At 73.6% G+C, this 26,632-nt stretch carries 23 protein-coding genes; 11 read left to right on the plus strand and 12 right to left on the minus strand.

Annotated elements, in window-relative coordinates:
• Together M4J07_RS48010 and M4J07_RS32560 are read right to left on the minus strand one after the other, a co-directional pair.
• On the minus strand, positions 1-2,753 hold a 2,753-nt coding region (locus M4J07_RS48010), incomplete at its 3' end, for a helix-turn-helix transcriptional regulator (protein ID WP_305128473.1).
• Positions 2,754-2,881: 128 nt separating this feature from the next.
• A complete protein-coding gene (locus M4J07_RS32560; RefSeq protein WP_374215122.1) occupies positions 2,882-4,780 on the minus strand; it encodes an ABC transporter ATP-binding protein in 1,899 nt (632 codons plus the stop codon).
• Between the two features lie 111 nt (positions 4,781-4,891).
• On the opposite strand from M4J07_RS32560, the gene M4J07_RS32565 reads away from it, so the two are divergent.
• The 3 genes from M4J07_RS32565 (at position 4,892) to M4J07_RS32575 (ending at position 9,093) form a co-directional block, all read left to right on the plus strand.
• Positions 4,892-5,860 carry a lysylphosphatidylglycerol synthase transmembrane domain-containing protein gene (locus M4J07_RS32565; protein ID WP_255977705.1) on the plus strand — a complete coding sequence of 323 codons (969 nt, stop codon included), beginning with the start codon at positions 4,892-4,894 and terminating at the stop codon, positions 5,858-5,860.
• 111 nt (positions 5,861-5,971) lie between these two features.
• Positions 5,972-8,290, plus strand: coding sequence for a beta-glucosidase BglX (bglX, locus tag M4J07_RS32570; RefSeq protein ID WP_255977707.1), 2,319 nt, complete (start codon positions 5,972-5,974; stop codon positions 8,288-8,290).
• Positions 8,291-8,313: 23 nt separating this feature from the next.
• Positions 8,314-9,093, plus strand: a complete 780-nt coding sequence (locus tag M4J07_RS32575; protein ID WP_255977709.1) for a crotonase/enoyl-CoA hydratase family protein — start codon at positions 8,314-8,316, stop codon at positions 9,091-9,093.
• A 67-nt stretch (positions 9,094-9,160) separates the two neighbouring features.
• On the opposite strand, the gene M4J07_RS32580 is transcribed toward M4J07_RS32575, so the two are convergent.
• The 3 genes from M4J07_RS32580 to M4J07_RS32590 are packed head-to-tail and all read right to left on the minus strand — an operon-like array spanning position 9,161 to position 12,953.
• Positions 9,161-10,108, minus strand: coding sequence for an NAD(P)/FAD-dependent oxidoreductase (locus tag M4J07_RS32580; RefSeq protein ID WP_308284794.1), 948 nt, complete (start codon positions 10,106-10,108; stop codon positions 9,161-9,163).
• Entirely contained in the window at positions 10,105-11,526 is a 1,422-nt protein-coding gene (locus M4J07_RS32585; protein ID WP_255977711.1) for an FAD-dependent oxidoreductase, read from the minus strand. The genes M4J07_RS32580 and M4J07_RS32585 overlap by 4 nt, the downstream gene beginning before the upstream one ends.
• On the minus strand, positions 11,523-12,953 hold the full coding sequence (locus M4J07_RS32590) for an FGGY family carbohydrate kinase (protein WP_255977713.1): 1,431 nt from the start codon (positions 12,951-12,953) through the stop codon (positions 11,523-11,525). The genes M4J07_RS32585 and M4J07_RS32590 overlap by 4 nt, the downstream gene beginning before the upstream one ends.
• Positions 12,954-13,121: 168 nt before the next feature.
• Here M4J07_RS32590 and M4J07_RS32595 point away from each other — a divergent pair, with 168 nt between their 5' ends.
• Complete coding sequence (locus M4J07_RS32595) at positions 13,122-14,630, plus strand: amino acid permease (RefSeq protein WP_255977715.1); 1,509 nt, start codon at positions 13,122-13,124, stop codon at positions 14,628-14,630.
• On the opposite strand, the gene M4J07_RS32600 is transcribed toward M4J07_RS32595, so the two are convergent.
• Positions 14,580-15,491 carry a GNAT family N-acetyltransferase gene (locus M4J07_RS32600; protein WP_255977717.1) on the minus strand — a complete coding sequence of 304 codons (912 nt, stop codon included), beginning with the start codon at positions 15,489-15,491 and terminating at the stop codon, positions 14,580-14,582. The genes M4J07_RS32595 and M4J07_RS32600 overlap by 51 nt on opposite strands.
• A 141-nt stretch (positions 15,492-15,632) precedes the next feature.
• On the opposite strand from M4J07_RS32600, the gene M4J07_RS32605 reads away from it, so the two are divergent.
• A complete protein-coding gene (locus M4J07_RS32605; RefSeq protein WP_255977719.1) occupies positions 15,633-16,445 on the plus strand; it encodes an SAM-dependent methyltransferase in 813 nt (270 codons plus the stop codon).
• A 134-nt stretch (positions 16,446-16,579) separates the two neighbouring features.
• Positions 16,580-16,765, plus strand: coding sequence for a hypothetical protein (locus M4J07_RS32610; RefSeq protein WP_255977721.1), 186 nt, complete (start codon positions 16,580-16,582; stop codon positions 16,763-16,765).
• Between the two features lie 187 nt (positions 16,766-16,952).
• Here M4J07_RS32610 and M4J07_RS32615 read toward each other — a convergent pair whose 3' ends face one another.
• A complete protein-coding gene (locus M4J07_RS32615; protein ID WP_255977723.1) occupies positions 16,953-17,150 on the minus strand; it encodes an antitoxin in 198 nt (65 codons plus the stop codon).
• Between the two features lie 164 nt (positions 17,151-17,314).
• On the opposite strand from M4J07_RS32615, the gene M4J07_RS32620 reads away from it, so the two are divergent.
• Both M4J07_RS32620 and M4J07_RS32625 read left to right on the plus strand, forming a co-directional pair.
• Positions 17,315-17,746, plus strand: a complete 432-nt coding sequence (locus tag M4J07_RS32620) for a DUF6221 family protein (protein WP_255977725.1) — start codon at positions 17,315-17,317, stop codon at positions 17,744-17,746.
• A complete protein-coding gene (locus M4J07_RS32625; protein WP_255977727.1) occupies positions 17,743-17,868 on the plus strand; it encodes a hypothetical protein in 126 nt (41 codons plus the stop codon). Before M4J07_RS32620 ends, M4J07_RS32625 begins: the two co-directional genes overlap by 4 nt.
• A gap of 163 nt (positions 17,869-18,031) precedes the next feature.
• Here M4J07_RS32625 and M4J07_RS32630 read toward each other — a convergent pair whose 3' ends face one another.
• From M4J07_RS32630 to M4J07_RS32645, 4 genes are all read right to left on the minus strand, one after another.
• A complete protein-coding gene (locus tag M4J07_RS32630; RefSeq protein WP_255977729.1) occupies positions 18,032-18,556 on the minus strand; it encodes a hypothetical protein in 525 nt (174 codons plus the stop codon).
• 17 nt (positions 18,557-18,573) lie between these two features.
• Positions 18,574-19,272 (minus strand): VWA domain-containing protein, encoded by a 699-nt coding sequence (locus M4J07_RS32635; RefSeq protein ID WP_255977731.1) that lies wholly within the window; start codon positions 19,270-19,272, stop codon positions 18,574-18,576.
• Positions 19,273-19,422: 150 nt separating this feature from the next.
• Positions 19,423-20,073: a DUF6082 family protein gene (locus M4J07_RS32640; RefSeq protein ID WP_255977733.1), complete on the minus strand. Its 651-nt coding sequence runs from the start codon at positions 20,071-20,073 to the stop codon at positions 19,423-19,425.
• Between the two features lie 91 nt (positions 20,074-20,164).
• The gene (locus M4J07_RS32645; RefSeq protein WP_255977735.1) at positions 20,165-21,076 is read right to left on the minus strand and encodes a YceI family protein; all 912 of its coding nucleotides are present in this window, start codon (positions 21,074-21,076) and stop codon (positions 20,165-20,167) included.
• 435 nt (positions 21,077-21,511) lie between these two features.
• On the opposite strand from M4J07_RS32645, the gene M4J07_RS32650 reads away from it, so the two are divergent.
• From M4J07_RS32650 to M4J07_RS32660, 3 genes are all read left to right on the plus strand, one after another.
• Positions 21,512-22,570, plus strand: coding sequence for a L,D-transpeptidase (locus tag M4J07_RS32650; protein WP_255977737.1), 1,059 nt, complete (start codon positions 21,512-21,514; stop codon positions 22,568-22,570).
• A gap of 159 nt (positions 22,571-22,729) precedes the next feature.
• Positions 22,730-23,947 carry a hypothetical protein gene (locus M4J07_RS32655; RefSeq protein WP_255977739.1) on the plus strand — a complete coding sequence of 406 codons (1,218 nt, stop codon included), beginning with the start codon at positions 22,730-22,732 and terminating at the stop codon, positions 23,945-23,947.
• The gene (locus M4J07_RS32660) at positions 23,944-25,167 is read left to right on the plus strand and encodes a hypothetical protein (protein ID WP_255977741.1); all 1,224 of its coding nucleotides are present in this window, start codon (positions 23,944-23,946) and stop codon (positions 25,165-25,167) included. The genes M4J07_RS32655 and M4J07_RS32660 overlap by 4 nt, the downstream gene beginning before the upstream one ends.
• A 33-nt stretch (positions 25,168-25,200) precedes the next feature.
• Here the strand turns inward: M4J07_RS32660 and M4J07_RS32665 are convergent, their stop codons facing one another.
• The gene (locus tag M4J07_RS32665) at positions 25,201-26,589 is read right to left on the minus strand and encodes an NAD-dependent succinate-semialdehyde dehydrogenase (protein WP_255977747.1); all 1,389 of its coding nucleotides are present in this window, start codon (positions 26,587-26,589) and stop codon (positions 25,201-25,203) included.
• Positions 26,590-26,632: the final 43 nt, after the last annotated feature.

Below are 26,632 nucleotides of genomic sequence, written 5' to 3' on the forward strand. Positions count from 1 at the left end.
CAGGGGTCCCCGGACCGGCTGAGCAGGCGGACGAGTTGGGCCCTGCGGTGCACCCCTTCGAGCTTCCGGTAGATGTTGCCGAGGTGGAACTCGACCGTCTTGACGCTGAGGAAGAGCTGCTCGGCCGCCTCGTGGTTGGTGACGCCGCGGCCCACGGCGAGGGCGACGCGCAGTTCCTGCGGGGTGAGGCCGTCCAGCGGGGTGGGTCCGGTCCGCACCCGGTCGCCGCCCGCGGCGTGGAGTTCGGCGGCGGCACGGGCCGCCCAGCCGCTCGCGCCGAGCCGTTCGAAGGTGCTCAACCCGCGTTGCAGCCAGCGCCGGGCCTCGCTGCGCCGGCCCTGGCGGCGCAGCAGCTCACCGCGCGCGAACTCGGTGCGGCCGCGCTCGAACGGGGCCTGCACGTGGGCGAGTCGGGCCAGGGCGCGGTCCATGTGCCGGTCGGCGTCGGCCGGTTCGAGCATGCCGCGGACCCGGGCGGCCGCCGCGGCGGTGATCGGCCGGTCGCCGCGGCCCGCCTCGTGGTCCAGGACGCGGAGCACCTCGTGGGCGTCGGCGGTGCGGTGCAGATGGACGTAGGCGTCGGCGAGGTCGGCGGCCCAGGACAGGTAGAGGCCGTCGCCGCGGCCGTTGGCGAGGGAGAACTCCCGTACCTCTTCCAGGTGTTGGACCGCCTCCTCGAACCGGCCGAGGCCGAGCTCCAGCAGTCCGAGGGCGCCGCGGGCGCGGGCGGCGTCCATGGGGAGTTCCGAGGCGGCGGCCAGCGCCCGGGCCTGTGCCTCGTGGCGGCGGCAGTCCGCCTCCCGGTCGAGGGCGGCCTCCGTCCTGGCCTGGGCGGCGAGCGCGCGGCAGACCTCGATGACACGTCCGGTGTCCTCGCCGAGCCGCGCGGACTCGTCGGCGTGGGCGAGCGAGGCGTTCCACCGGCCGCGCCAGAACTCGATGACGGAGTAGGTGCCGAGGAGGTGGGCGAGGAGGCCGACGGTGCTGGAGGCGCGGGCCGCGTGCACGGCGCGGTCGAGCAGGGCGTGGCCCGTGTCGAGTTCCTCGGCGGCGAGGTAGCACAGGCCGCCGACGCCGGAGACCGGGTAGGGGAACGCGAGGTCCGGTGCGGCGAGGGGCTTCTCCAGTTCGTGCAGCAGGGCGCGGCCCTCCTCCGCGTCGCCGCCGAGGAGTTCGACGAGCGCGTGCAGCAGGCGGACCGGCAGGGCGGCGGACGGGTCGCCGAAGGCCTCGGCGATCTGCATCGACTCGGCGGAGGTGGCCTTGGCGGCGGTGAGGTCACCGATGGCGAGTTCGGTGAGGGTGATGCCGCCGAGCATCACGGCGGCGAGGGCCGGGTCGACGCGGCGGGCCTCGTCGACGGCGGCGCGCAGTTGTTCCCTGGCGCGGGCCGGGCGGCCGCGCTGGATGTCGACGTAGCAGCGGAGTTGGCGCACGTCGAGCCGGGTGCGTTCGTGTTCGGCGTGGCCCAGCGCCCGGTCGAGGAGGTCGGCGGCCTCGTCGAGGGACCCGGCGGCCTGGGCGGCGCGGGCCGCGGACAGGAGGCGGCGCGCGCGGTGCTCGTCCTCGGGGGTGAAGCGGGCGGCGTGCGCGTACAGACGGGCCGCGAGGGGGAAGGTGAGGCTGCCGGGGCCGCCGGACGCGGCGCGTTCGAGGCTGGCCGCGACCTGCTCGTCGGGGTCGGCGCCCGATTCGGCGAGGTGCCAGGCGTACCGCTCCAGCGCCGTGGGGGCCTTGGCGTCCTGGAGGGCGTGGGCGACGGTGCGGTGGGCCCGCCAGCGGCGCACGGCGGTCGCGCCGTGGTAGACGCCGGAGCGGACGAGCGGGTGCCGGAAGACGTACGCGCCCTCCTCGACGGTCATCAGGCCGGCCCGCTCGGCGGGTTCCAGGGACGCGTAGGTCAGTCCGTGGGCGCGCAGCACCCGTTCGGTGCCGGCGAGGGGGCGCGGGCCGAGGACGGCGAGCAGCAGCATCGCTTCCCTGGCCTCCGCCGGCAGCCGGTCGATGGCGCTGCGGAAGGTGCGGGCGAGGATCTCGCCGATGGGCAGCGGGGCGCCGGTGTCGAGCCGGTGGCCGCCGCGGACGAGCAGGGCGGGCAGTTCGACGAGGGCGAGGGGGTTGCCGCGGGCCTCGGCGAGCAGCCGGTTCACGTCGTGCGGGGTGAGTGGTTCGTCGGCGACGAGGCGGCGTGCGGAGTCGGTGTCGATCCCGCGCAGGGTGAGGGTCTCGACGGGGGCGAGCCGGGACGCGGCCTCGTCGGTGTCGCGGGTGGCGAACAGGGCGACGACGCCTTCGCGGCCGAGGCGGCGGGTGGCGAAGGCGAGGGCGTCGAGGGAGTAGGGGTCGAGCCACTGGGCGTCGTCGACCACGACGAGCACCGGTCCCGCCTCGCTGACCGCGCCGAGCAGGCTGAGCGTGCCGGCGGCGACGGCGAACCGGTCCTGGGCGACGGCCGGGCCGAGGGCGAGCGCCCCGGTCAGCGCGGCGGCCTGCCGCTCCGGGATCCGGTCGAGGTGGTCGGTGACCGGGCGGAACAGGTCGGCGAGCCCCACGTAGGGCAGTCCGGTCTCGCTCTCGATGCCGTGGGTGCGCAGGTGCGTCAGATCATCGGCGATGGACGCGGCGTACGCGAGCAGACTCGTCTTGCCGATGCCCGCCTCACCGCGGACGACCAGGGCGGTGCTGCGCCCTCTGCGCGCGTCGTCGACGAGGGCCGCCAACCGAGCGCATTCCGCTGTACGTCCCAGCAGCATGCGTCCAGGGTAATCGGGCCCAACGGCCCGTGGCAGGGGCCAACTGCGCCCCGTACCGGACCAGTTGGCCCCTGCCACGGGCTTCTCCCGGCGGCTTCCGGCGCTTCCCCGGAACCTTCACCCGGCCCTCACGCCGCCTCCGCGACCGGCTCCCCGTCCCCCGCCGCGAACTGGGTGCGGTACAGCTCCGCGTACCGGCCGCCGGCGTCGACGAGTTCGTCGTGCGTGCCGCGCTCCACGATGCGGCCGTCCTCGACCACGAGGATCTGGTCGGCGGAGCGGACGGTGGACAGCCGGTGGGCGATGACGACGGCGGTGCGGCCTTCGAGGGCTTCCGCGAGGGCTTCCTGGACGGCGGCCTCCGACGTGTTGTCGAGGTGGGCGGTGGCCTCGTCGAGGATCACGACGCGCTGGCGGGCCAGGAGCAGGCGGGCGATGGTCATCCGCTGGCGTTCGCCGCCGGAGAGCCGGTAGCCGCGCTCGCCGACGACCGTGTCGAGCCCGTCGGGCAGCGCCCGCACCAGGGCGTCGAGGCGGGCCCTGCGCAGGACGTCCCAGAGTTCGTCCTCCGCGGCGCCGGGCCGGGCGAGCAGCAGGTTGGCGCGGACGGTGTCGTGGAAGAGGTGGCCGTCCTGGGTGACCATGCCGAGCGTGGCCCGCATCGATCCCGCGCGCACGTCGCGGACGTCGACACCGCCGATGCGGACGGTCCCGGAGTCGGTGTCGTACAGGCGCGGCAGCAGTTGCGCGATGGTCGACTTGCCGGCGCCCGACGAGCCGACGAGGGCGACGGTCTGGCCGGGTTCGGCGCGGAAGGAGAGACCGTGCAGGACCTCGGCGCCGCCGCGGGTGTCGAGCGTGGCGACCTCCTCCAGGGAGGCGAGGGAGACCTTGTCGGCGGCCGGGTAGCCGAAGCGCACGTCGTCGAACTCGACGGCGACCGGCCCCTCGGGGACGTCGCGGGCGTCGGCCTTCTCCTCGATGAGCGGCTTGAGGTCGAGCACCTCGAAGACCCGCTCGAAGCTGACGAGGGCGCTCATGACCTCGACGCGCGCTCCGGCCAGCGAGGTCAGCGGTGCGTAGAGGCGGGTGAGGAGCAGGGCGAGGGAGACGACGGCGCCCGCGTCCAGGGTGCCTTCGAGCGCGAACCAGCCGCCGAGCCCGTAGACGAGCGCCAGGGCCAGGGCGGAGACCAGGGTGAGCGCGGTGATGAACGCCGACTGCGACATCGCCGTCCGTACGCCGATGTCGCGCACCCGCCGGGCCCGCTCCGCGAACTCGGCCGACTCGTCCTCGGGCCGGCCGAAGAGCTTGATGAGGGTGGCGCCGGGTGCGGAGAACCGCTCGGTCATCCGCGTCCCCATGGCCGCGTTGTGCGCGGCGGCCTCCCGCTGGAGGCGGGCCATGCGGGTGCCCATGCGGCGGGCGGGGAGGACGAAGACGGGCAGCAGGACGAGGGCGAGGAGGGTGATCTGCCAGGACAGGGTGAGCATGACGGCCAGGGTCAGCAGCAGCGTCACGACGTTCCCGACGACGCCCGACAGGGTGTTGCTGAAGGCGCGCTGGGCGCCGATGACGTCGTTGTTGAGACGGCTGACCAGTGCGCCGGTCCTGGTACGAGTGAAGAAGGCGACGGGCATCCGCTGCACGTGGTCGAAGACGGCCGTGCGCAGGTCGAGGATCAGTCCCTCGCCCAGGTTGGCGGAGAGCCACCGGGCGAGCAGCCCGATGCCCGCCTCGGCGAGCGCGATCAGGGCGATGAGGAGCGCCAGCCGGACGACGACGCCCTGGTCGTCGCCGCCCACGATGGCGTTGACGACGTCGCCCGCGAGGACCGGGGTGGCCACGGCGAGCAGTGCGGTGACGATGCTCAGGAACACGAACTGGGCGATGCGCCGCTTGTGCGGCCGGGCGAAGGCGGCGATGCGGCGCAGCGTGGCGCGGGCGAAGGGGCGGTTCTTGGGGCCGCCGTTCTGGGCGTTCATGACGCTGTACATCTGCGTCCAGGCTGTGGTCTCCATGCTCATGTCCACGACGGTAGAACCTCAAGCTTTGTTGAGGTCAAGTCTTCAGCTCAGGGGGGAACCTTCGGCCCACCGCAACCCGCCGTTGGCCGGGGCCGGGAAACCTGCCCCGATGTGACCTCCCTCCCCATCTCCTTCCCCCTCTCCCTCCCCTCCGGCCGCTCGGTGCGGCGCGTCCTGTGCCTGCTGCCCCTCGCCCTCGTGGCGGTGGCCGCCGTCCGCCACTGGCCCGTCCTCGCGGACGGCTTCGGCCAGTTGGGCTCCGCGCGGCCCGCGTGGGTGCTCGCCGCGGTGGCGACGACCTGTCTGACCTGGGTGGCCGCGGCCTGTTCGCGGCAGGGCGCGGTGGTGCAACCGCTGCCCCGGCTCCGGCTGCTCGCCGCCCAGTTCGCGGCGGGCGCGGCGAACCACCTGCTGCCCACCGGGCTCGGCGCGGGCGCCGTGAACCTGCGGTTCCTGTCCGTGTGCGGGGTGCCGCTCGCCCGCTCGTCGGCGGCGCTCGCCCTGTATCTGCTGGCGGAGGCGGCCGGCCGGGTGGGGCTGCTGGTGGTGCTGTTCGCCGCGTTCCCCCGGGCGCTGCGGCTCGGCACCCTGCTGCCGGACACGGCCGTCGGGCCGCTGACGGCCGGCGCGGTCCTGGCCGTCGGGTGCGCCGTGGCGGTGCTGCTGTGCGTACGGCGGCTGCGCACGGCCGTGTTCTCCTTCGTCCGCACGGCGTGCGGCGAGGCGCGTTCGGTGCACGCCCGGCCGGCCCGGGCGGCGGCCCTGTGGGGCGGTTCGGTCGCGTTCCCCGCGCTGCAGGCGGCGGGGCTCGTGGCGGTCGGGCGGGCGTTCGCGCTGCCGGTGCCGATGGCGCACATGGCCGTCGCCTATCTGGCCGCCACGGTGGCGGTCGCGCTGGTCCCGGTACCCGGCGGGATCGGCTCGGTGGAGGCCGCGCTCGTGGTGGCGCTGGTGGCGGCGGGCGGCCCGCTGACCACGGTGACCGCCGTCGTCGTGACGTACCGGATCATCACGGTGTGGGGGCCGCTGCTGCCCGGCGCGGTGACGCTCGGAGCGCTGGTGCGCATGAAGGTGATATGACGCGACGCCCCGCCGCATTCCTTGATCCGCGGGTGACCGGAACGTAGCTTCGCCGCACTTCTTGCGCCCACCGCACGCGTCGTGGGTCTCCGACCACCGGGAGGCGAAGACATGCCGGAGCCACGCAGACGTCCGGAGCTGGGCAGACGTACCGTGTTGTCCGCGATCGGCGTCACCGCCGCCGCGGGAGCCGCCGTGACGGGACCGTCCAGCGGGTCGGCCGGTGCGGCGGGCGCGACGGGCGCGACCGGCGCGCGCGGACGGCCGTACGGGAGCAGGGTCCGCGACCTCCTCGGCCGGATGACGCCCGACGAGAAGCTGGGGCAGTTGCAGCAGTTGCCCTGGGTGTACGACCTCAATCCCGGATCAGGTTCGACCAAGGAGGTCGAGGACGCGGCCCGGTCGGGCCGGCTCGGTTCGGTGCTCAGCGTCTTCGGGGCGAGGACCACGAACGCGCTGCAGCGCATCGCCGTCGAGGAGTCCCGGCTCGGCATCCCGCTCCTTTTCGGCCTCGACGTCATCCACGGCTTCTGGACCACGTTCCCGATCCCGCTCGCGCAGGCCGCCGGCTTCGACCCCGAGGTGGCCCGCACCGACGCCCGGGTGTCGGCCGAGGAAGCCCGCTCGAACGGGGTGCACTGGACGTTCTCCCCGATGATGGACGTCACGCACGAGCCGCGCTGGGGCCGGATCGCCGAGAGCGGCGGCGAGGACCCGTACCTCACCGCGCGGTTCGCGGTGGCCAAGATCGAGGGGTACCAGGGTTCGGGCTACGGCGCGAAGGAGACCGTCGCGGCGTGCGCCAAGCACTTCGTCGCGTACGGCGGCGCCGAGGGCGGCCGGGACTACAACACCGTGGACGTCTCGGAGTCGCGGCTGCGCAACCTCCATCTCCCGCCGTTCAAGGCGGCGTCGGAGGCTCGTGTCGCCACGGTGATGGCCTCCTTCAACACGATCAGCGGCGTGCCCGCGCACGGCAACGCGCACACCCTCACCGAGATCCTTCGCGACGAGTGGGACTTCGGCGGGATGGTCGTCAGCGACTGGTCGGGCGTCCAGGAGCTGATCGCGCACGGCTTCGCCGAGGACGGGGCCGACGCGGCGCGGCTCGCCCTGAACGCGGGCGTCGACATGGAGATGACCAGCACGCACCTGCGCACGAACGGCAGGGCGCTGCTGCGCGCCGGGAAGATCACGCAGCGCCGGGTGGACGACGCCGTGGCACGGGTGCTGGACCTCAAGTTCGAGCTGGGGCTCTTCGACGACCCGTACGTCGAGGAGGACGCGGCGGTCACGAAGCCGTCGGCCGGGGCGCGCGCGGCGGCGCGGACGGCGGCCGCCCGCTCGATGGTGCTGCTCAAGAACGACGGGAACGTGCTGCCCCTCGCGACGTCCGTCCGGTCAATGGCCCTGGTGGGCCCGTTCGCGGACTCGGCGGACCTGCTGGGCACGTGGGTGCTGCCCGCGGCGGCGGAGCGGTTCCCCGCGGTGAAGGTCCTCGACGCGGTGCGGCGGGCCGCGCCGGACACGAAGGTCACCCACGTGCGGGGCGTGGATCCGGCGGGCCGAGAGGCGGGTGACGCCGACGGAATCGACGCGGCGGTCGCGGCGGCGAAGGCCGCGGACGTCACCGTCGTGGTCGTCGGGGAGCCCGCGGCGCTGAGCGGCGAGGCGGCCGCGCGCAGCGACCTCTCGCTGCCCGGCGCGCAGGAGGAGCTCGTCACGGCGATCGCCGCGACCGGCAGGCCGTTCGTGGTGGTGCTGGTCAACGGCCGGCCGCTGACGACCGGTGACTGGATCGACGCGGCGCCCGCGGTCCTGGAGGCGTGGCACCCCGGCACCGAGGCGGGCCACGCGATCGCCGACGTGCTCTTCGGCACGGTGAACCCGGGCGGCAAACTCCCGGTCTCCTTCCCGCGCACGGTCGGCCAGCTCCCGGTCCACTACAACCACGAGTCGACGGGCCGCCCCTACGCCGCGGACAACAAGTTCACGTCGAAGTACCTGGACCTGCCGCCCACCCCGCAGTTCCCCTTCGGGTTCGGCCTGAGCTACACGACGTTCGCGCTCGGTGCGCCACGGCTGGGCCGGCGCGACGTCTCCGCGGCGGCGCTGCGCGCGGGCGACACCGTGGAGGTCGCCGTGGACGTCCGCAACACCGGCTCGCGGCCGGGCGACGAGGTGGTGCAGCTGTACGTCCACGACGTGGCGGCGAGCATCACCCAACCGGTGCGCAGGCTGCGGGGATTCCAGCGCGTGACGCTCGCCGCGGGCGCCGCGACGACGGTCCGCTTCCGGCTCGGCGCGGACGATCTGGGGTTCTGGACGAACGATCCGCGCGGGCGGTTCCTCGTCGAGGAGGGCACGTTCGACCTGTATGTGGGCACCAGCTCGACGGCGGAGGCGAGACTGTCCCTCAAGGTCACGTGATTCGCTCCCCTGGAGGCTCCGCCATGTCGTCGGTCATGTCGTCGGTCCGCGTCGAACGAGAAGGCCCTGTCACCACGGTGATCCTGTCCCGCCCGGAGGCCCGCAACGCGGTCGACGGCCGGACGGCCGCCCGACTGGCGGACGCCTTCCGGGCGTTCGAGGCGGACGGGGCGGCGCGGGTCGCGGTGCTCTGGGGCGAGGGCGGCACGTTCTGCGCGGGCGCGGACCTCAAGGCCGTCGGGACGGAGCACGGCAACCGGGTGGCGCAGGACGGCGACGGTCCGATGGGTCCGACCCGGCTGCGCCTGTCGAAGCCGGTGATCGCGGCGGTGAGCGGGCACGCCGTGGCGGGCGGGCTCGAACTGGCCCTCTGGTGCGATCTGCGGGTCGCCGAGGAGGACGCCGTGTTCGGGGTGTTCTGCCGCCGCTGGGGCGTTCCCCTGATCGACGGCGGCACGGTGCGGCTGCCGCGGCTCATCGGGGAGAGCCGTGCCATGGACCTCGTCCTCACCGGCCGCCCGGTCCCGGCGCCGGAGGCCCATGCGATGGGGTTGGCGAACCGACTCGTTCCGCCCGGCCGGGCCCGTGCCGAGGCGGAGGCGCTCGCCGCGCAGCTCGCCGCGTTCCCGCAGGCGTGTCTGCGCAGCGACCGGGCGTCGGTGCGGGAGCAGGGCGGGCTGGACGAGGAGACGGCCATGCAGGGTGAACTCCGTTACGGCATGGGCGTGTTGGCGGAGGGCCTGGACGGGGCAGGACGGTTCGTGGCCGGGGAGGGCCGGCACGGCGGGTTCGGCGGCAGCTGAGCGCACGCGGCGGCGCGGCTCCCTGGGTTCGGAGGCACGCCCCCGGGCGGGGGCGCCCCCAACTTGCTCAGTCCGCTCCCAGGTCGCGGAGCACCACCGCGCCCACCCGCCGTCCCTCCGCCGCGGCCATGCGGGCCGTCCAGGTCACGTGGGCCAGGTTGCCGATCGCGTAGACGCCGGACCGGGAGGTGCGGGACGCCCCGTCGGTCGCGGGGGCCCGGGTGCCGGGGTCGAGGAGGAGGGCGCCTCGGCGGGCCAGGTCGTGGTCCGGGGCGAGGTCGCCGGTGAGGACGACGGTGTCGCAGGGCAGCACCGCGGTGCGGCCGTCGGCGCGGCGCACGCGCAGGCCGGTCGCGCGGGGGCTGCCGAGGATCTCGGCGGGGGTGGTGCGGGTGAGGACCGGGATGCCGAGGCGCAGCCGGGCATCGAGGTCGCGCGGTGCGGCGGGCCGGTCCGTGACGAGTGCCGCGACGGCGACCCCGGCGCGGCGCAGCGTGCCCACCGCGGCGTGCCCGATCCGGCCGGTTCCGACGACGACCGCGCGGGCCCCCACGTACTGGCCGAAGAGGTGGACGGACTGCTGGAGTTCGCCCGTGGTGAGGATGCCGGCGGGGCGGGTGCCGGGGATGAGGCGGGCGGCACGGGAGCGTTCCCTGGCGCCCGTCGCGAGCAGGACGGCGCGGGCGGCGATCCGTTCGTGGCCGTGGGCGCCGACCGTGTCGAGCGCCGGTGTCGTGGCGTCGGCCCAGCCGAGCGCGGTGACTCCGGTGCGGACGGCGGCTCCCGCGTTCTCGGCGGCCCGGACGGCGCGGCTCGCGTAGCCGGGGCCGTTCAGCGGGTGCCACGGCGTCCCGAAGCCGCCGTGCCGGCAGTGCCGGGGGACGCCGCCGGCCTGCTGGTCGCGTTCGAGGACCTCGACGTCCAGGCCCGCCGTCGCGAGCCGGGTGGCCGCGGCGAGGCCGGCCGGTCCCGAGCCGACGACCAGGACGTCCACGCGACGTACGGCCGGGGTCATGCGCGCCCCCCGTTGCCCCGCCCGAACAGCTCCCGTACCGCCGCCCCGCAGGAGAAGCCCTGGCACCGGCCGGCCCGCGCCCGGGTGCGGCGGCGCAGACCCTCCAGTGACGCGGGCGGGATCGTGGTGGCGAGGGCGTCCCTGATCTCACCGCGCGTGACGCGCTCGCAGTGGCAGACGATGGTGCCGAACTCCGGGTCTCGCGCGATGAGTTCGGGATCCTGGTAGGGGCGGGGGAACGCCTCGCCGAGGTTCGGCATGGTGACCGGCGGCAGGTCGCGGGCCCGGCCGAGGTCGGTGCAGCCGCTGTCGGCGAGCAGGTCGGCGACGTACGCGGCGATGCCCATGCAGGCGGTGAGGCCGGTCGAGCGGATACCGCCGACGGTCACGTAGTGCTGGTCGGGGCGGGCGTCGATGCGGTAGTCGTCCTGGTCGGTGACGGTGCGCAGTCCCGCGTAGACGGCGGTGACCTCCTCGTCGACGAGCGGGGGCAGGATGCGGCGGCCCGCCGCGCGCAGCCGGTCGAGCGCGTCGGCCGTGGTGTGCGTGGCCCGTTTGTCGTCGAGGTCCTCGGCCGTGGGGCCGAGCAGGACGTTGCCGTAGACGGTCGGCGCGACGAGCACGCCCTTGCCGAGCGCGGTGGGGACGGGCAGCAGGATGTGCCGGACCAGGTCGCGGGCGAACTTGTCGTAGACGATGAGCTGGCCGCGGCGCGGGGTGACGGTGAGCGTGTCGTGGCCGAGCAGCCGGTCGACGGTGTCGGCGTGCAGGCCCGCCGCGTTGACGAGCCAGCGCGTGTCGAGGGTGCCGCGTCCCGCGGTGGCGACGTGGTGACCGCAACCGTCCCATGTCACCGCCGTCACACGGGAGTTGAGGTGCAGGTCGACTCCGGCGCGGACCGCCTGGGTGGCGTGGGCGAGGGTCGTGGTCCAGGGGCAGATGATGCTCTCGCCCGGGACGTCGAGCGCGCCGCGGGCGCCGGGGCCCAAGTGCGGTTCGGTGGCGACGAGTTCGTCGGGTTCGATGATGCGGGTGGCGCGGTGGCCGTTGCGTTCGGCCTTGGCGGCGAGGCCGGGCAGCGCGGCCCGCTGCGCGGCGTCCCAGGCGACGAGGAGCGCGCCGACCGGTTCGACGGGGATGCCGGACTCGGCGGCGTACTGGGCGAGTTGACGGCTTCCTTCGTGGACGAGTCGCGCCTCGAGCGAGCCGGGCACGGCGTCGAAACCGGTGTGCAGGATGGCCGTGTTGGCCTTGGAGGTGCCCTCGCCGACGTCGTCGGCCGCGTCGAGCAGCGCGATCCTGGCTCCGGGCGCCCGCCGCACCAGCTCCCGGGCGAGCGCGCAGCCGACCACTCCGGCGCCGACGACCGTGAGGTCGTACGCGGTGGTGGGCAGCGGCCCGGTGCGGCTGACCGTCACGAGGCGCGGTCCACGGCCGCACGGAACCGGGCGAGCCGCTCCTGCGCCTGCGCCGCGTCGATCCGCGGCTCGTGGACGCGGGCCGGCGGCCCGCCGGCCACCACGTCCTTCAGGGTCAGTGAGGGATCGAGGCCGAGGCGGGCCGCGGCCGCCGCGCCGAGGGCCGTCGTGTCGGGCAACGCCGATACCTCGACGGGGAGTTGGAGCAGATCGGCCTGCGTCTGCATGAGCAGCTCCGAACGGGTCAGGCCGCCGTCGACCCGCAGCGAGGCCAGCGGCGCGCCCAGGTCGTCGGCGGCGGCGTCGGCGAGCGCCACGACCTGCGCGGCGATGCCGTCGCACAGCGCCCGCACCAGGTGGCCGGGGCCGCTGTCCAGGCCGAGCCCGGTGAGCGTGCCGCGTGCGTCGCCGCGCCACCAGGGTGCGGCGAGCCCGGACAGGGCGGGCACGAAGGTGACGCCACCACTGTCCGGCACGGAGCGGCCGACGGCGTCCAGGGCGTCGGGCCCGCTGAGCACGCCGAGGTCGGTGAGCCAGCGGACGGCGGACGCCGCCGCGTACACCTGGCCGTCGAGGCAGTAGTCGGTGCCCCGGCCGGCGAGCCGCCAGGCCACGCAGGAGACGAGTCCCGAGGAGCCGCGGCGCGGCCGGTCCCCGGTGTGCGCGAGCAGGAACGCCCCGGTGCCGTAGGTGCACTTGGCGGCGCCCGGCTCCGTGACGCCGTGGGCGAGCAGGGACGCCTGCTGGTCGACGAGCAGCCCCGTGAGCGGAACCGGCGCACCGCCGAACGCCGTGATCTCCCCGAACTCACCGGCGACGTCGACCACTTGGGGCGGTGTCTCGTCACCGAGGCCGTAGAGCTCCAGGGCGCGGGGCGACCAGTCGACGGTGTCGAGGTCGAGGAGCTGGGTGCGGCTCGCCGTCGCGGCGTCGGTGACGAAGGCGCCGGTCAGCCGGTGCGCGAGCCAGGCGTCGCTGGTGGTGACGACGCCGTCGCGGGTGAGGTGGCGACGGATCCAGGCCATCTTCGGCGCGGCGAAGTACGGGTCGAGCGGGAGTCCGGTGAGGGCGAGCAACTCATCCGCGTGCGGGGCGAGTTCGGCACAGATGCCGGCGGCCCGCCGGTCCTGCCAGACGATGGCGTCGGTCAGGGGCGTGCCGGTGACCGGATCCCAGGCGAGGACCGTCTCGCCCTGGTTGGCGAGGCCCGCGGCGACGACCGGTTCTCCCGCCTCCGCGAGCGCACGGGCGCCGGCGTCGAGCACGGAGCCGAGCAGCTCGGCCGGGTCCACCTCGACCCGGCCGCCGGGCAGATGGCGGGGCCGTACGGGCGCGGTCGCCGCGCCGATGACTCCGCGCTCCGGGCAGACGACGAGCGCCTTGGTCGCGGAGGTGCCCTGGTCCACGGCGAGCACGGGCCCGCTCACGATGCCGCCACCTCTCCCCCGTCCGCCTTCTTGATCGCCGTCGGCCAGCCTGCGGCACCCGGCCGACGCCCGTCAAGCACGCCAACTGCCTTGCGCTCTCTGGCCGTTGCGGCCCACCCCGGGGATCATGGGCGGCCGCAACCCCCGACCCCCACCGGAGGAAAGCCCGTGTCCCACGCACCCGCCGACGAGGAGCAGCGCCTGCGCGCCCTCGGCTACCGGCCCGTCCTGGCCCGCCGGATGAACGGCTTCGGCAACTTCGCCATCAGCTTCTCCGTCATCTCGGTGCTGTCCGGCTGCATGACCCTGTACGGCTTCGGCCTGGGCACCGGCGGTCCCGCGGTGATGCTGTGGGGCTGGGCGGGCGTCGGTCTGTTCGTGCTGTTCGTGGGGATGGCGCTCGCCGAGGTGACCAGCGCATATCCCACCTCGGGGGCGCTGTACTACATGGCGGACCGGCTCGGCGGGCGCCGCTGGGGCTGGTACACGGGCTGGCTGAACCTGCTCGGGCTGCTCGGCGCGATCGCCGGGATCGACTACGGGGCGGCCTTGTTCACGGGCGCGTTCCTGAACCTGCAGTGGGGCTTCGTGCCGACGCCGGGCCGCACCATGCTGATCTTCCTGGTGATCCTGCTCCTGCACGCGACGCTCAACCTGTTCGGCGTCCGGCTCGTCAGCATCCTCAACTCCATCAGCGTGTGGTGGCACCTGGCGGGGGTGGCGGCGATCGTCGGCGCCCTCGCGCTCGTCCCCGACCGCCACCAGTCGCCGTCGTTCGTGTTCACGCACTTCGTCAACGACACCGGCTGGGACAGCCCGTTGTACGTCGCCGCGATCGGACTGCTGCTCGCCCAGTACACGTTCAGCGGCTACGACGCCTCCGCCCACCTGTCCGAGGAGACGTCCGGCGCGTCCGTGGCGGCGGCCCGTGGCATCGTGCGGGCGATCTGGGTGTCGTGGATCGCCGGGTTCGCGCTGCTCGCCGGGCTGACGTTCGCCATCCAGGACTACGCGGGGACCCGGGACAGTGCGACGGGGGTGCCGCCCGCCCAGATCCTGCTCGACGCGCTCGGCACGGGCGGGGCGACGGCGCTGCTCCTGGTGGTGATCGTGGCCCAGCTCTTCTGCGGCAACGCGGAGGTCGCCGCGGCGAGCCGCATGGTGTTCGCGTTCAGCCGCGACGGGGCGCTGCCCGGCTCGCGGCTGTGGCGCAAGGTGAGCGACCGCACCCGGACGCCCGTCGCGGCGGTCTGGCTGTCGGTGGCGGCGGCCGGGGTGCTCGCGCTGCCGTCGCTGTGGTCGGCGACGGCGTACGGCGCGGTGACCGCGATCAACGTCATCGGGGTCACGCCCGCGTACGCGATCCCGGTCCTGCTGCGGCTGCGCGCGGGCGACCGGTTCGAGCGCGGCCCCTGGCACCTGGGCCGCTGGAGCCGCCCGGTCGGCTGGGTGGCCGTGGGGTGGGTGGCCTGCGTGACCGTCCTGTTCTGTCTGCCACAGGCGTCACCGGTCACCGTCGACTCGATGAACTACGCGGTCGTCGCGCTCGCCGCCGTCCTGCTCCTCGCGACGGTGTGGTGGTACGCGGCGAAGGACCGCTACGCCACGCCTCGACTGCCGCACCCGTCAGCCGAGTTCGAGCGTCGTGACACCGAAGACGCGGCTCTCGGCGAATGACCGGACGGGGCCGGTGTACATCCGGGCCGTCTCGAACCCGGGCGTCAGGCCCCGCGCCTCGGCGAGGGCGACGGCGTCCGGGTTCGACAGCGGGACGTCGACGCAGACCGGCCCGTCCGCCGGCACGAGCGCGTCGAACAGGGCGCGCGCGTCGGCCGCCGTGTCCGCGAACAGCGGCCCGATCCGGGGCATGTCGCGGCCAGGGCGCAGCACCCCGTACCCGACGAGGCGCCCGTCGACGATCCGGGCGAGCGCCGTGTGCCCCTCGGTGGTCAGCCAGGTCTCCAGGAAGCGGGGCCGGTCGGCCGGGTAGCAGGCGCTGTCGTACGCGTGCAGGGGCGCGAGGTCGCCGGTGACCGGCACGGTCCCCGGCGCGGGCACGGGCGCCGTGCCGGTCGGGGTTCCGGTGAACCGGGCGGTGCGGTGGGCGAGTTCGAACCCGGACCTGCGGTAGTTGCCCTGCTGGGCGACGACACCGTCCAGCCCGACGGTGCGCCCGCCCGCGTGTCGCAGCCCCGCGGTCCAGGTGGCGATGCCGTGCCCGCGTCCGCGCAGATCGGGCCGGACGAGGTAGAACCCGAGGAAGGCGTAGCGGTCGTCGTAGGTGACGACGGAGACGGCGGAGACGGGTTCGCCGTCGAGCCGCCCGAGGAAGAAACCGTCCGGATCCTGCGCGAAGAAGCTCGGGCCGTCGGCGAGCCCGGGGTTCCACCCCTCCTGGGCGGCCCAGCCGCGGACCGCCGCCCAGTCGTCGGGGGTGGCCCGGGAGACGTCGAGCCGGTCGGGACGCCCAGGGGTGTCGAGACGGTCGGGACGGTGCGGGACATCGAGTCGGTCGGGACGCTGGGGGACGTCGTTCATGCCTGCTGCTCCTGTTCGGTTCGCTGCCTGCCGTGCGGTCTGCGCCGCCATCCTTCCCGATTGCCGCCCCACGCCTCAGACGCGTACGGCAGGATGACCGGACGTACGCTCGAACGGACCACGCCGACCAGGGAGTTGCCCATGCCGGAGACGTCCCCCGCCTCACCCCGCATCGACACCAGCAAGCCGCACCCGGCCCGGGTGTACGACTGGTTCCTCGGCGGCAAGGACAACTACCCGGTGGACGAGGCACTCGGCCGGCAGATCACGGCGATGGAGCCGACGGCCAAGTACGGGGCCCGGCACAACCGTTGGTTCATGCAGCGCGCGACGCGGATGCTCGCGGCCCGGCTCGGCGTGCGCCAGTTCCTCGACATCGGCACCGGCATACCCACGGAGCCGAACCTGCACCGCATCGCGCAGACCGCGGCCCCCGAGGCGAGCGTCGTCTACGTCGACAACGACCCGATCGTCCTCGCGCACGCGGAGGCGCTGCTGCGTGGCACGCCGGAGGGCGTCACCCGCTACCTCCAGGCGGACGCCCGCGAGCCGGCGAAGATCCTGGAACTGGCGGGCGGAATCCTGGACTTCGACCGCCCGGTGGCGGTGTCCCTGATCGCACTGCTCCACTTCATCCCCGACGACCAGGGGGCGTACGACATCGTGCGCACGCTGGTGGACGCACTGCCGTCCGGCAGCCATCTCGTCCTGTCCCAGCTCGCGTCGGACTACGACCCGGAGCGCACCCGGCAGGCGGTCGAGATGTACGCGGCCGGCGGCGTCACGCTCGTGCCGCGCTCGCGCGCCGAGATGACGAAGTTCTTCGACGGTCTGGAGCTGCTCGACCCGGGCATCGTCTGGCTGCCCGACTGGCATCCGGAGCTCGCGGTCGACGAGGACCGGGAGGACGGCACGCCGGTGCCGCTCTACGCGGGCGTGGCCCGCAAGGCGTGATCGACACGCCCCGTGCGCACCCCCGACGCGGAACGAGGGCCGGGGGTTCCCACGGAATGGCGAACATCACACATGGCGATGGCCACGTGACAGACCGGAGCACACAGTCGCACCGATCCCCTACCCTCGTTCACATGTCCTCCACTCCCGCCCCGCGCTCCGCACGGTCCGTACGGTCCGCCGACGTGGTCAACGAGCAGATTCGTGACCTGTGGGCGCGTACCGGCGGGCAGTTGACCGCCGATGACCGCGCGGAGTACGAGTCGCTGGTCACGGAGTGGGCGGCCGCCATCGGTGGTGGAGCCGTCCAGCGGGCCTGACGCCCTTCAGGACTGCGGCCTTCTCCCGTGATTCGCCGCGTGCTTGCGGCGGGCCTTCTTCTTACGACGACGCTTCGAGGACATGGAGCCTCCTGGATCCGACTGACTCTGGCTGATCTGGCTGATTCGACTGGTCCGGCCGGCCGGTCCTGTCTGACGGGTCCGGCGGGTCGGCCTGGCTGAGCGGCTACGACTGGGCCGGAGGCTCCTGGCCACGGTCCTCGCCGCCCAGCTGTTCCTTCAGCTTCTCCTGGGCCGTGTCCACCTGGCCGGAGTACTTGTTCTGGGTCTTCTGGTCGACGAAGTCCCCGGCTTTGTCGATGCCCTTGCCGGCCTGGTCCTCGTGGCCTTTGAGCATCCCCTTGAGCTTGTCCATCATGGACATGGTCGGCCTCCTAGGTTCGAGCCCTGCCTCCAGGATGAGGGCCACCGGCGCACCCTGCATCTCCGTGCCCGTCCCGCACGGCACGACATCGTGAAACCATGCAGCGCATGACCACCGCCGGGGAGACCTGGACGACCTAGGAGACCGGGAGACCTGGGAGAACGATGGACGATCTCGTGCAGTGGCTCGGCGAACAGCTCGACGAGGACGCGCGCGCGGCGAGCAGCTGGCACACCCTCGACTGCGACATCCACGCCTACCTCCAGGGCGACCTGGACGCCGTGAAGGCGGCCATGTCCATGTTCCATGACGCCCCGGGTGCGGTCTGTGACTGTGAGGTACCGGCCCGGGTGCTGCGCGAGATCGACGCCAAGCGGCGCATCCTCGCCCGCTACGTCGAGGCCCTCACCGAGCGCCACGGCGTCCGTGAGCGCTACCGCGAGGCCGTCGTGAACGGCAGCGACGAGCACAGGCTGCGCCTCCGGCAGGATCTGGACGAGGCCACCGAGCGCCTGGCCGACCACCGGGACCCGGTGTCCGACCTGGCCTCCGTGTACGCCGGCCGGCCCGGCTACCGCGAGGAGTGGCCGGCGTGACACTCGCCGTGTTCCTCCCCGGCCTGGGCACCGTGCCGCGCTGGCTGCAGATCACTGCGGGCGTGGTGGTGATCGGCCTGGCGGTGGCCAGGATCGTGCTGTTCTACCGCCGCCGGAAGTAGCCGGAGGGTCGTAGGAACTGTGGGGGCCAGGGGCAGGGCGCGCTACTGAATGAGCGGGACGGTGGCCCGGCGGTCACCGTGTCGAAGCCGGTGAAGCTCACGCCGTCCCCGAGCGGTCGACTCGATCAGCTTCCGCACCGGACCGAGGCCGTGGCCGCGCCCTCTAAGCCACCTGGCCTCCGAGGTCCGCAGCCCAGTCGGCAAGCGTGCGGAAGTCGGGGTCGAGGAGGCCGAGTCGGGGGCTGACGTGGTGCAGCAGGGCGGGTCCGTCGTGGTGCGCGGCGACGTAGGCGCGATCCCGGTCGGTGACGTCGTCGTCGATCCACGCGAAGGGCCGTCCGGCCGCCCAGTCGACGACGTGTCTCGTCTTCCAGAAGACGCCGTCCCGGGGCTCGTGGCGAGCCCCGTCGGGCCACGTGATGACAGGAAGGTGCGGCAGCCCCAGGTGCGGGCCGATCCATTCGTTGGCCTCCGCCTGCCAGGTGGTGCACCAGACCAGGTCGAACGGCAGCGCCTGGAGGGCGGGGCCGTGGGCGGGGTTGAGCCAGACCCGCAGCGGCTTCTCCCACGGGTTCTCCCATCCCGCCGGTCGCATGCGGTGCGTCCGGTAGCCGTCGGGGCGCCGGCTCGGCGCGGCCGCGTACGGGTTGAGCGGGCCGTCGACGTCGATGAGGAGCAGAGGCCTCACTACGGTCTCCCGCACGCTCAGCCGATGATTCCGGCGGCGGTGGCAGCGCGCAGCCAATCAGGGAACTCTGCCATGAGCCGGTCGTAGAGGACGCCGTCGGGGATCAGCTTCGGGTCCTTGCCCGCGGGAAAGAAGTCGGCATTGTCGACAAGCCGCTTCTTCGGGACGGCGAGGTCGTCGAGCTTGTGCAGGAACCGGAACTCGTCGTCGCCGTAGCCGATGAACTGCCAGAACAGGGGCAGCTTGGCGGCCTTGCACAGGGTCTGTTCGGCGGCGCGACGGGAGTCTGGCGATCCGTCGGTCTGGAAGATCACGTACGCGGGGTGCTTGGCGTCGCTGTCGAGGTAGTGGTCGATGACGGCGTCCATGGCGGCGGCGTAGTCGGTGGTGCCCATATGGCCGAGTGCGTCGTGGAGTTCATTGATCCGGCCCGTGTAGTGATCGAGGCTGATGTCGACGGCGTCGTGGGCGTCGGTGTCGAAGAAGATCGTGGGCACCACGCCGTCATCGTCCAGGTTCGCGGACAGGGCGAGGGCCTGTTCGGCGAGGTGCTGCATGCTGCCGTCCTTGTAGTAGCCGCGCATGCTCCCGGACCGGTCCAGCACGAGGTAGACGGCAGCCCGGCGCCCGGCCAGGCCCTGCTTGCGCAGGGACACGGCGGCGGTCTTGGTGAGGCTGACGAGTCCGGCGGGGACCTTCTCGACGCTGATCGGCATGGGGGTGCTCCTTGGTGCGGGTGGGTGGTTGACGCCTCAGACCCGCCAAGGGTTGCCCTCCCGTCCAGTCGACCGAGAACAGCGGCACGCCACGAGCTGCCGTACGAGGTGGGCCGACGACCCTTCTCATGACGCCCGCGTGGCGGACGTTCACTGAGGTGTCCCGCCGCCGGAGCCCGGGAGGTAATACTCCGAGACGGGAGTCGGTGGGCCGGCCCGGTCGGAGGACTCGAGTGCCCGGTCGAGCAGCGTGACGAACGTGCGGTCCTTGCGGCTCAGCGCGCTCGCCGTGGCATGCCATCCGGCCCGCCGGGTCCTCCAGAACTCTCGCCCGATCTCGCCTCTCATCAGCGTTTGGGCCCACACGAGGACGCTCGCGTCGGTGGACGCGCCGTTCAGGTAGTCCACCCGCCAACCGCTGATGATCAGGTTGACGTAGGTGTACTGGCGCGCCCGCTCACGCGTGGTCGGGATCACGGGCGGCTCCCAGCACTCCTGCAGGCTCGGATCCTGCAGGGCCTGCATCATCAACTCCCGGTGGCCGGCCCTGAACTCGTTGCCGTTGGCGATCCTCATCTGCCGCGCCTGCATGATCAGCGACCAGGCGACCGCTATCAGCGCCGCCCCGGACAGGGGCGCGGACAGCGCGCTGTACGTCTGGCTGATGTCGGCGAGGCGATCCCACTTCAACCCGCCCGGCGCCCACCGATTGAGGATGAACGGCGTGAGGATCGTCAGCGCCAGCAGTACGGCCGTGACGGCTGCCCACGGTGTCCAGCGCAGGAGTTTGGATGTCGCCATAGGCCCCCCTCTGTACGACGTGGGCCAGATATGCCCACCATCCGTGAGGAGTAGCCGCTTCCGGAATCGCGAAGGCCCGGTCCTGGGCCGTCTACTCCGGCGGCGTAGGCGTGTCGTGGCTGCGGTACATCGCCTGGACGTCCAGTTCCAGCTTGACCGTGGGGCCGACCACGGCGATGCCCTTGGCCAGCATGGTGCGCCAGTTGAGCGTGTAGTCCTCGCGGTGCAGTTCCGCCGTGGCGAGGGCCGCGCAGCGCAGTTCTTCCGCGTAGCCGCCGTTGACGACGCCGAGGTAGCCCGTGTCCAGGTCGACCGTGCGGCTCACGCCGTGCATGGTGAGGGCGCCCTGGAGGGTCCACTTGGAGCCGCCCCGGTAGAGGAAGCGGTCCGCGGAGAAGTCGATGTAGGGGTAGCGCTCGACGTCGAGGAAGTCCGCCGAACGCAGGTGGTTGTCCCGCGTGTTGTTGCCCGTCGTGATGGAGGCGGCGTCGATCCGGACCTCCACGCGGGAGTCCGCCATGTCGGGGGCGACGTGGATGCCGCCCTCGAAGCGGGTGAACCGGCCGTGCACGTGCGCCATGCCGACGTGCTTGGCGATGAAGCGGATCGCGGTGTGCGGCGGGTCGAAGAGCCAGGTGCCGGGGCGGGGCAGCTCGGGGGCGCGGCCCACGTGCAGCTGGACGGAGGTGAGCGGGGCGGTCTCGTCGGGCAGCACGTCGACCGTCTGCTGGTGCGGCTGGAGGCCGTCCGCCGAGATCAGGACGCCGTAGCGGCCGGGCGGCAGGGCCAGGAAGACGAGGCCGTAGGGGTCGGTCGTGGCCTTCGCCGCCGCACGCCCGGTGTCCGTGGCCGTGACGGTCACGTCGGCGCCCGGCATGGGCTGCCCCATCGGGTCGGCGACCTGGCAGTGGAAGGCGCCCGCGCCGTGCGGCAGGGGGTGCGCGAGGCCGGCGCCCCGCACTGCGGAACCGGCCCGCTTCCGGCGGAACAGGGCGAGGGGCATGGCGGGCCTTTCTGATGCTGCTGACGTCCACCATCACCTTGCCATGTACACCGATTCCGCAAAGGGGGACGGAAGGCCTCATTCCGGTGCGCCGGGGTGCCGCGCTTCACCGAATTCACACCGTCCTGACACGCTCCGGCCTCAAAGGGAAAATTAAGGCACCCGCGCCGTTTTCCAAGGATTCGCCCAGGTCGCGCGGGCAGCATGCGACACCTCAGCAGCCATGGATCAGAAAGGCTCGGTGTGGGCGGCTCTCGGGTGCGGACAGACGGCGGGGCAGGAACGGCAGGAAAGCCAGGGGCGGCAGGGGCGTGGTCGCGGCGCGGGGTGCTCACCGCGCTCGGCGCGGCCTCCCTCGTGACGGTCGCGGGGTGTGACGGAGAGGGCGAGGGTGAGGCGGGGAGCACGGCTGAGGCAGGTGGCGGGCGTGGCGCGGTGAAGGTCGCCGTCCGGCCGGCCGCCGGGACCACGGGGGCCGACTTCACCGAACCGGTCACCGTGTCCGTCTCGGGCGGGGCGCTCGCCGACGTCAGCGTGGTGGCGGAGGACGGGGGCCGGCTGAAGGGCACGTTCAACAGCGCCCGGACCCGGTGGACATCGGACGCCCACCCCGCGTCCGGCACCACGTACACGGTCACCGCGGGCGTCGAGGACGATGAAAGCACGCACACGTCCCGGTTCACCACGAAGAAGCCGGGCGCGACCTTCGTCGGGTACTTCACCCCGGAGGACGGCTCGACGTCGGGCGTCGGCATGCCCGTCTCCCTCGCCTTCACGAAGGCGGTCGGCGACCGGGCCGCCGTGCAGAAGGCGATCACCGTGACCGCCGAACCCGACGTGGAGATAGTGGGCCACTGGTTCAGCGACACCCGGCTCGACTTCCGGCCGAGGACCTACTGGGCCGCGGGCACGAAGATCACGCTCGCCCTGCGGCTCAAGGACGTCGAGGGCGCCGACGGGGTCTACGGCACCCAGGACAAGGACGTCACCTTCCACATCGGGCGCGAGCAGATCAGCGTCGTGGACCTCAAGGCCAAGTCGATGACGGTGCGGCGGGACGGCGAGGAGATCGCCACGTACGACGTGACCGGCGGCGGCAGCGGCTACGAGACCTGGGCCGGGAAGATGGTGATCTCCGAGCGGTTCGAGGAGACCCGGATGGACTCGACGACGGTGGGGCTCGGCGACGAGTACGACATCGACGACGTGCCGCACGCCCAGCGGCTGACCACGTCCGGCACGTTCATCCACGGCAACTACTGGGCGGCCGCGTCGGTCTTCGGCACCAGCAACACCAGTCACGGCTGCATCGGCCTGCGGGACGCGCAGGGCGCGGACGACTCCTCGACACCGGGCGCCAGGTTCTACCGCAGTTCCATGGTGGGCGACGTGGTGGAGGTGCGGCGCTCGGGCGAGGAGACGGTCGCCCCCGCCAACGGCCTCAATGGCTGGAATCTTTCGTGGGCGCAGTGGAAGGCGGGCAGCGCGGCCTGATGCGGCCGGGGCGGGAGTCGCGCCGCGAGCCGAACGCATGTTCTGCGCCAGATGTTCACGGCATGTCCTCAGCACGTTGACGGCGCGGGAAACGCTCTGACAGGGTCACCAGGCCAGTCGAACCGCCCCCGGTGCGGGACCGAGGAGATCCCAGATCCGATGAACCGCAGCCAAGTCCCCGTCCACGCAGCCGGCCGGCCCGGCCGTGGCTGGCGCGACTTCGCCGCCACGCAGTGGGCCCGGGAGGCGGTGGTGGTCCCGGACGCGCCCCCGCTCGGGATCGGCCCGGACGACGCCCACGCGCTCCTGGTGGCGGCCGCCGCCTCCCGCACCGCACGCCCCCGGCTGACGACGACGGACGGACAGCTGCGCGAGCCGGGACGGCTGCTGCCGGGCCCGGCCGACGCGGACCTCGCCGGTTACGCGGACCGGCTGGCGGCGGAACCCCGGCTGGCGGGCGACGGCTGGCTGTTGACCGTACGGGACCCGTTCGGCGACGACTTCGCCCGCTGGTCGCGGGTGCGGGACGTCCTTGCCGGTCTGTGGCGGCACATCGGGCGGCCCGCGCTGCCCGTCACCGCGGAACTCGCGGTCGGCGACCGGCACCACGCGGCCGACGAGACGACGGCGCCCGCGGACGCGGCCGCCCTCACCTGGGTGATCGACGGTTCCCTGACCGTACGGGTACGGCCCGAGCACACCGGAACCGAGTACGAACTCCAGGCCCGCGCGGGCGACTTGGTCCACTGGCCGGCCGGCAGCCGCCACCTCGACCACCGGGCGGGCCGGTGCACGACGCTCCGGCTCGCCGTGCCCGCGCGCGCCACCTCGGCCCTGCCTCTCGTCGCGGACATCGTCACCGACCAGATGCGCAGGCACCCCCGGTACGCAAACGGGCAGGTCGTCCTCCCCCACCCCGTGCCCGCCGCGGCGGACGGCCGGCTCGTACCGCCGTCCCAACTGACCCGTTCCGCCGACCAGTTCGCGGACACCCTGGCCGGTTCCGGGCCCGAACGGGCGCTGCTGCTGCGCTGGGCCGGGCTGCGCTCCGCCGAGGGGCTCGATCCGGCACCGCCCCTGCGCGCCGGCGTCCGCCTCACTCCGCACCACCGATTACTGCGCACCGCCGACATCGTCCGCGTCGGCGACACACCGGACCACGCCTTCTGGGCGGCGAACGGCCACACATGGCCGGCCCCGGGGGCCGGCGCCGACCGCGCCCTGGCCGCACTGCGGACCGCCCGCGACGGGCTGACCGTGGCCGAACTGGCCCGCGCCTGCGCCGTCCCGGCCGACGACACCCGGCTCCACGCCCTGCTCGGGGCGGCGTACCGGGCGCGGGCCGTGGCGGCGACGGCCCCGGAGCGGCGGCCGTGAGCGCGGCCCCCGCCGCCCGTATCGACGTCCTCACGGCCCTCGACTGGCAGCGGTTCGCCGACGAGTACTGGGACCGGCGGCCCGTCCTGATCCGCGGCCTCGCCCCCGCAGACGCCCCCTTCGACCCGAACGAGGTCTTCGAGAGCGCCGTCGTCGCGGCCCAGCGGCCACCGGCCCGGGAGCGGATCCGGCTCACCGTGGGAACACGCCTCCTCACCGACCCCGGCGACCTGCTGCCGGGCCCCGAGGACGGCACGTTCTCCGGCTACGACCGGCGCACGCTGCGGCAGTTGGCCGACGATCCGTTCGCGCTGGTCGTCCGCGACCTGCACGCGGGCCACCATCCGCTGTGGGTCAGGGAGCGCGACTTCCTCGCGGGTCTCTGGGACCGGGTGGGGCAGCCACTGGCGGGCGTCTCCACCACGCTGCACCACGGGACCTGCGAACCGGTGCCCGAATCGGAGCCCACGCCTTCCGCAGACGGCGCCCCCGCTTACGGCGCAACGTTTCTCTACACCGTGCGCGGGCAGCGCGGCCTCCGGCTGGACAGCGGCGGCCCCGGGCGCCGGACCTCGGTCGAGACGGTCCCCGGCGATCTGCTCTACCGGCCGCCCGGCTTCCGGCACACCGTCGAACCGCACACCGTCGAACCGCGCACCGCGCCCGCCTCCGTCGTCCGCATCGGCATACCCCGCTCGCCGCTCAGACCCGGTGCGGAACTGCACTCCTTGCTCGCTCCCGGGCCCAACCCCGTGTCCCCGCAGGCTGGTTGGGGCGGTGACGACATCCTCGTGCCGGACGGCGGCGACGGTCGCTCGCGGGACCTGCCGGCGACGCTGCCGCCGGTGCTCGCCGCCGCGCTCGACCACTTCAAGCAGGCCGCCCGCCCCGCCGCGCTGGAACGGCGGGTGGCCCGGGAGGCGCTGCGGCAGGCCACGGACGGCGGGCTGCGACCCGTGCCGCCGCCCGCCCGGCCCGGCTACTTCACCGACGACGACGCGGTACGGGCGACCGAGCGCGTGCTGTGGGCGGAGGTCGGCGGGCGGCGGCTCGTCGCGGCCTGCGGGCACGTCCTGGAGACGGATCTCTCGGCGCCCGAACTCTCGGCCGTGATCGGCCTGTTGAACGCCGGGCACCCGGTACAGGTGGGTGAACTCGCGCCACCTGCACGGACGTTGATGTCCCGGCTCGCCGGGTTCCGGTCGGTGGAGCGGCTCTGACCTGCGCCGCTCCACCGGCGCCGGGCGGGCGCGCTACGAGCCGGGGCGGGCCGACACCGGGACGGCGAGGTACTTGTACTCCAGGAACTCCTCGATGCCGACGCGGCCGCCCTCCCGGCCGAGTCCGGACTGTTTGACGCCGCCGAAGGGGGCGGCCGGGTTGGAGACGAGGCCGGTGTTGAGGCCGACCATGCCGGTCTCCAGGCGTTCACCGACCCGCAGCGCCCGGTCCAGGTCGCGGGTGAAGACGTAGCTGACGAGGCCCCATTCGGTGTCGTTGGCGACCTGTACGACGTCGTCCTCGTCGTCGAACGTGAACAGCGCGGCGACCGGGCCGAAGATCTCCGTGCCGGTGAGTTCGGCGTCGCGCGGGACCTGGGCGAGGACGGTGGGCGGGTAGAAGTGGCCTTCGCCCGAAGGGAGTTCGCCGCCGGTGAGGACCTTGGCGCCACGGTCGACGGCGTCGCGCACGAGCCGTTCCACCTTGGCGCGGCCCGCCGCGTCGATGAGCGGGCCGACGTCGGTGCCGGGGGCGGTGCCGTCGCCCACGGTCAGGGCGGCCATCCGCGCGGTGAGGCGAGTGGCGAACTCCTCCGCGACGGAACTGTGCACGTAGATCCGGTTGGCCGCGGTGCACGCCTCCCCCATGTTGCGCATCTTGGCGACCATCGCGCCGTCCACCGCCGCGTCCAGGTCGGCGTCGTCGAAGACGATCAGCGGGGCGTTGCCGCCGAGTTCGAGCGAGGTGCGGACGACCGTGTCGGCGCACTGGGCGAGCAGGATCCGGCCCACCTGGGTGGAGCCGGTGAAGGACAGCTTGCGGATGCCGCCGCCGCGCAGCAGGGGTTCGACGAGGGCGGCCGCGTCGGACGTCGTGACCGTGTTGAGGACGCCGGGCGGGAGGCCCGCCTCCGTGAGGATCTGGGTGAGGGCCAGGGTGGACAGGGGGGTCTGGGGGGCCGGTTTCAGGATCATGGTGCAGCCGGCGGCGATCGCCGGGCCGATCTTGCGGGTGCCCATGGCGAGGGGGAAGTTCCACGGGGTGATCAGGAGGCAGGGGCCGACCGGCTGGCGCAGGACGAGGTGGCGGTTGCGGCCGTCGGGGCTGGTGGCGTAGCCGCCGTCGATGCGGACCGCTTCCTCGGAGAACCAGCGGAAGAACTCGGCGGCGTACGTGACCTCGCCGCGAGCCTCCGCGAGGGGTTTGCCCATCTCCAGGGTCATGAGGAGGGCCAGGTCCTCGGTGCGGCTGAGGATGATCTCGTGGGCCCGGCGGAGGATCTCCGATCGGGTTCGGGGCGGTGTGGCGGCCCATGCGTGTTGCGCTTCGCGGGCGGCGTCCAGGGCTCGGCGGCCGTCCTGCGGGGTGGCGTCGGCGACGTGGCAGAGGGGGGTGGCGGTGGCCGGGTTGTCCACGGGCATCGTGCGGTTGTCCTGGGCGGGGTGCCAGGTGCCGGCCGTGTGG

The sequence above is a fragment of the Streptomyces longispororuber genome, assembly GCF_024448165.1.
In the GTDB taxonomy this organism is placed as follows: Bacteria; Actinomycetota; Actinomycetes; order Streptomycetales; family Streptomycetaceae; genus Streptomyces; species Streptomyces longispororuber_A.